This is a genomic window from Kitasatospora sp. NPDC059817, assembly GCF_042731835.1.
In the GTDB taxonomy this organism is placed as follows: Bacteria; Actinomycetota; Actinomycetes; order Streptomycetales; family Streptomycetaceae; genus Kitasatospora.
Map to the genome: position 1 here is coordinate 1 of NZ_JBHWIR010000104.1, position 4230 is coordinate 4230.

At 73.3% G+C, this 4230-nt stretch carries 4 protein-coding genes; 3 read left to right on the forward strand and 1 reads right to left on the reverse strand.

All coding sequences use genetic code 11. From position 1 onward, the window contains the following. Positions 1–292: 292 nt before the first annotated feature. Positions 293–934 carry a TetR/AcrR family transcriptional regulator gene (locus ACFV61_RS21885; protein ID WP_380493454.1) on the reverse strand — a complete coding sequence of 214 codons (642 nt, stop codon included), beginning with the start codon at positions 932–934 and terminating at the stop codon, positions 293–295. 550 nt (positions 935–1484) lie between these two features. Between ACFV61_RS21885 and ACFV61_RS21890 the strand changes: the two genes are divergently transcribed. The 3 genes from ACFV61_RS21890 (at position 1485) to ACFV61_RS21900 (ending at position 4067) form a co-directional block, all read left to right on the forward strand. Further along, complete coding sequence (locus ACFV61_RS21890) at positions 1485–1838, forward strand: DUF6542 domain-containing protein (protein ID WP_063348134.1); 354 nt, start codon at positions 1485–1487, stop codon at positions 1836–1838. Beyond that, positions 1831–3483 (forward strand): LCP family protein, encoded by a 1653-nt coding sequence (locus ACFV61_RS21895; RefSeq protein ID WP_380373205.1) that lies wholly within the window; start codon positions 1831–1833, stop codon positions 3481–3483. Before ACFV61_RS21890 ends, ACFV61_RS21895 begins: the two co-directional genes overlap by 8 nt. A gap of 203 nt (positions 3484–3686) precedes the next feature. Further along, positions 3687–4067: a VOC family protein gene (locus tag ACFV61_RS21900; protein ID WP_380430738.1), complete on the forward strand. Its 381-nt coding sequence runs from the start codon at positions 3687–3689 to the stop codon at positions 4065–4067. Positions 4068–4230: the final 163 nt, after the last annotated feature.

Here is a 4230-nt window from a genome sequence, read left to right on the forward strand (position 1 = left end):
GGGGCCCCGGGGGGGGGCCTCACGGGCCCCCCCCCCCCCGCCCGGGGTCGGCCGCCCGCCCGGGGGGCGGGCCCGGGTCCGCGCCCACCACCCTCCTCCCGAGCCACCCCTGGGCCGGCGGAGGGGTTCGTGGGCGAGCCGGTCCTCGACCTGCTCCCCCACGAGTGGGCCCCGTGACGCGCCGCCGGACCCCTCCCCGGCGGCGTGTCACGGTCAGGCTTCCGCCGTCACCGTGCCGCGGGCGTCTCACGCTCCGGCGCCCGCCGTCACCGCGCCACCGGCACCCGCGCCGTCACCGCACCGCGGGCACCCGGTGGATCCGCAGGAAGGCGTCGACACCGAGCGCCGAGATCCGGGCGAGCTCCTCGTCCGACACTGGCAGGGCGCCCCAGAACGAGCGCTCGGCGACGCCGTGGAAGGTCAGCAGCGTGAACTGCTCGGCGGTCTGCGGGGCGTCGTCGACGGCCAGCAGGCCTCGGTCCGCGATCGCCTCGAACCGCTGCGCGAGGTCGCGCTGCGAGGCGATCGGGCCGGCCTCCAGCCACGCCTCCAGGACGTCGGCCGGGATGTTGGCGACCTCGGCGCGGATGGCCCGGCCGAGCGCGCCGCGATCCCCGGCCGAGAGGACGGCCCGGGCCCGTTCGACCGCGAAGTCGGTGAGGTCCTGGCGCAGGTCCACCACCCGGTCGAGGTGCTTGTCCATCAACTCGCGCATGACCTCGGTCAGTTCGGCCGAGTCCTGGAGTGCGACGGAGAGGAAGAGGGTCTCCTTGTCGGCGAAGTGGTTGTAGACCGTGCGCTTGGACACCCCGGCCTCCGCCGCGATCGCGTCCATGCTGGCCCGGACGTAGCCCTCGCGCCCGAACACCGCCGTCGCGGCCCGCGTGATCGCCTTGCGCTTCTCCGGCCGTCCCGCTCCGCCCGTCGCCGCCACGGCGCCACTCCTCATCTACCGGGGCTCTCGAAAACTGCCCGGTGTAGTGTCTCCCGAGCCCGCCTGAGCCGGGTTGCCATCGAACAAGGGTGCTCTATGCTGCCTACAACCTCTACACCCGTGTAGAGGGAATTCAACAGCACGCCTGCCCCCGACCGGAAAACGGAAGCCGAGCGCGGGAACCGGCCGGCCGAACAGCAGCGTCCAGAAGTGGCAGCGCACAACGGCTCATCACACGAGGACCGGGCGCAGGCGCCACAGGGGCGCAGAGCACGGGAACACCGGGGGTGAGTGCGTGGCGGGGCGGCGAGGACGGACGTCCAACCAAGAGGCACGCGGGCGAACGCCCGGCCAGGAGACGCAGGCGCGGACGACCGACCAACGGACGACCGACCAACGGACGACCGGCCAGCGGACGACCGGCCGGCAGGCACCGGGGCGGACGACCGACCAGCGGACACCGGGGCGCACCTCCGACCAGGGAGCCCGCCGGCGGGCGAACAAGGCCCCCGCCCGCCCCCGCCCCTTCCCCGGCGGAGCGGCCCTGCCCGTGGCCCTGGCCGTGGGGCTGCCGGCGGCAGGCGCCGGGATCGACGAGCTCTCCGGCCCCGGCATGGGGACGGCCTTCCTGGTGGGCGCCGTGCTCGGCACCGGCCTGGCGGCCGCACTCAGCAGCCGCAACGGCTGGTGGTGGGTCCTCGCCGCCTCCCCGCTGCTGGTCCTGGGGGTGACGGCCGGCGCGGAACTGCTGGCCAACGGCGACGCCTACCAGGGCAAGAACCTGGCCACCGGCTCCGCGAAGTGGGTGGTCCACGACTTTCCCGTGATGGCCGCGGCCGTCGCAACGGCCGCCCTGGTGATCGTGGTCCGGCTGGTCCGGGACCGGAGGAGGGACCATGGCTGAGAACCCGCAGACCCGGGACGGCGGCCGCACCGCCGCGCCCCCAACCCGCCGCACCTCCCCCCTGCTGATCGCGGGCCGGACGCTGGCCTGCTCGGTCGCCCTGGCGGTGTTCGCCGCCAGCGGGGTGGTCTGGTACGAGGTGACGTCCCTCACCGACGGGATGACCACCTCCAACGCCATCGCCGAGACCAAGAAGAACGCGCCCAAGCACCTCGACAACTCGGTCAACATCCTGCTGATCGGCCTCGACAGCCGCAAGAACATGGACGGGACGGACCTGCCGCCGGAGTTCGTCCAGGACGAACTGCACGCCGGCCACAGCTCCGACATCGGCGGCTACAACACCAACTCCCTGATCCTGCTGCACATCCCCGCCGGCGGCGGCAAGGCGCAGGCCGTCTCCATCCCCCGTGACGACTACGTCATGACCTACACCGGGGACGGCAAGCAGGCCGGCATGCGCAAGATCAAGGAGGCCTACGGCGAGGCCAAGGAGAAGGCCACCCCGGCCCTCCAGGCGAAGGGGCTCAAGGGCGCGGACCTGGAGAAGGCCGGCCGCGACGCCGGCCGGGCGGCCACCATCCAGACCGTGCAGAAGTTCCTCGACCAGCCCGTCGACCACATAGCCGAGGTCAACCTGATGGGCTTCTACGACATCGCCAAGGCCGTCGAGCCGATCGAGGTCTGCCTCACCCACGACACCAAGGACCCGGCCATGGAGGGCCAGGGCTCCGGCGCCGACTTCCACAAGGGCATCAACAAGCTCAACGCCTCCCAGGCACTCTCCTTCGTCCGCCAGCGCCACAACCTGGACGGCCCGGACGGCAACAGCGGCGACTTCGCCCGCACCCACCGCCAGCAGGCCTTCATCTCCTCCGTCGTGCACAAGCTCAAGCAGGACGGCGTCATCAGCGACCTCGGCAAGCTGCAGCAGCTGTTCGGCGTGGTGCAGAAGGACCTGGTCATCGACAACGAGTGGAACGTCCTCGACTTCGCCCAGCAGGCCCCCAACCTCACCGGCGGCAACGTCGAGTTCAACACCCTGACCTTCGACGGCTTCGGCACCCGCAACGGCCAGGACGTCAACCTCGTCACCCCCGCGAAGCTCCAGAAGGTCGTCAAGCAGATCTTCGGCTACGCCGACTCCGCCCCGGCCGCCCCCGACGCGGCGGGCGACACGCCCACCCCGGCGGCCTCCTCCGCGCCGGCCACGACCGCGCCGCCCACCACCAAGGCCGCCGCCCCCACCACCGTGGACGTCTTCAACGCCTCCACGGCCGCCGGGGTCTCCTCCACCGCCGAGTCCAAGGCCCTGGTCGCGATGGGCTTCAAGGCGGGCAAGACCGGCAGCGCCGCCGCGAAGCCCAAGACCACCACCGTGGCCTACGGCAAGGGCGCCAAGGAGGCGGCCGACCAGATCGCCGCCCGCTACGGCGTCACCGCCACGGAGTCCGCGTCGGCCCCCGCCGACCGGGTGGTCGTCACCCTCGGCACCGGCTTCACCGGCGCGACCGACGACAAGACCGGCGCCGCAGCGCCGGGCGGCGGCGCGACCGGCTCCCCGTCCGACCCGGCGGCCAACCTGCCCGTGCAGGGCCCGTCGGTCGACGCCCAGAGCGACGGCGGCATCCCCTGCGTCTTCTGACACACCGCACCTGACACACCGCACCTGACGCACCGCACCGAGCCGTTGGGAGGCTCCCACCCGGGAGCCTCCCTACGGCTTTTCCCCGCGCCTTCCCCCGCGTCCGGGCCCAGGCCGCACATCCCTCGCGCAATTCTCCGTACTATGTATAATGTACTGCGTACGGGATAACCGCGCGCTCGCGCCGACGAGAGGGCTCCGCCATGCAGATCACCACCACCACCCTCGCCCTGACCGTCGAGGACGTCACCGCCTCCGCCGCCTTCCTCCAGCGGCACTTCGGCTACAGCGAGGAGATGTCGGCCGACGGCTTCGTCTCGCTCCAGCACCCCGGCGGCGGGGTCGACGTCGTCTGCCTGCGACGCGGCCTGGAGGTGCTGCCCGAGGGCCAGCGCGACCGGACCGCGTCCGGCGTCATCCTGGCGTTCGTCGTCGAGGACCTCACCGGCGAGGAGCGGCGGCTGCGCGGCGAAGGGGTCGAGATCACCCTGCCGCTGCGCGAGGAGCCGTGGGGCGAGAAGCTGTTCCAGGTCACCGACCCGAACGGGGTCGTGATCGAACTGGTCGAGTGGGCCAAGCAGTAACCACGCGCCCGAGCAGTGACCGCGTGCCCGAACGAACGACGGCGCCCCCCCCCGCCCGGGGGGGGGGGGGGCCGCGGGGGGCGGCCCCCCCCCGCCCCCGCCCCGCCCCGGCCTCCCCCCGCCCCGGGTGGCCCCCCCCCCCCACCGCCGGCCCCGCGCCCCG

Coding starts and splice junctions, on each gene's coding strand:
- ACFV61_RS21895 (WP_380373205.1), top strand. CDS start 1,831: ATGGCTGAGAACCCGCAGACCCGGGACGGCGGCCGCACCGCCGCGCCC.
- ACFV61_RS21900 (WP_380430738.1), top strand. CDS start 3,687: ATGCAGATCACCACCACCACCCTCGCCCTGACCGTCGAGGACGTCACC.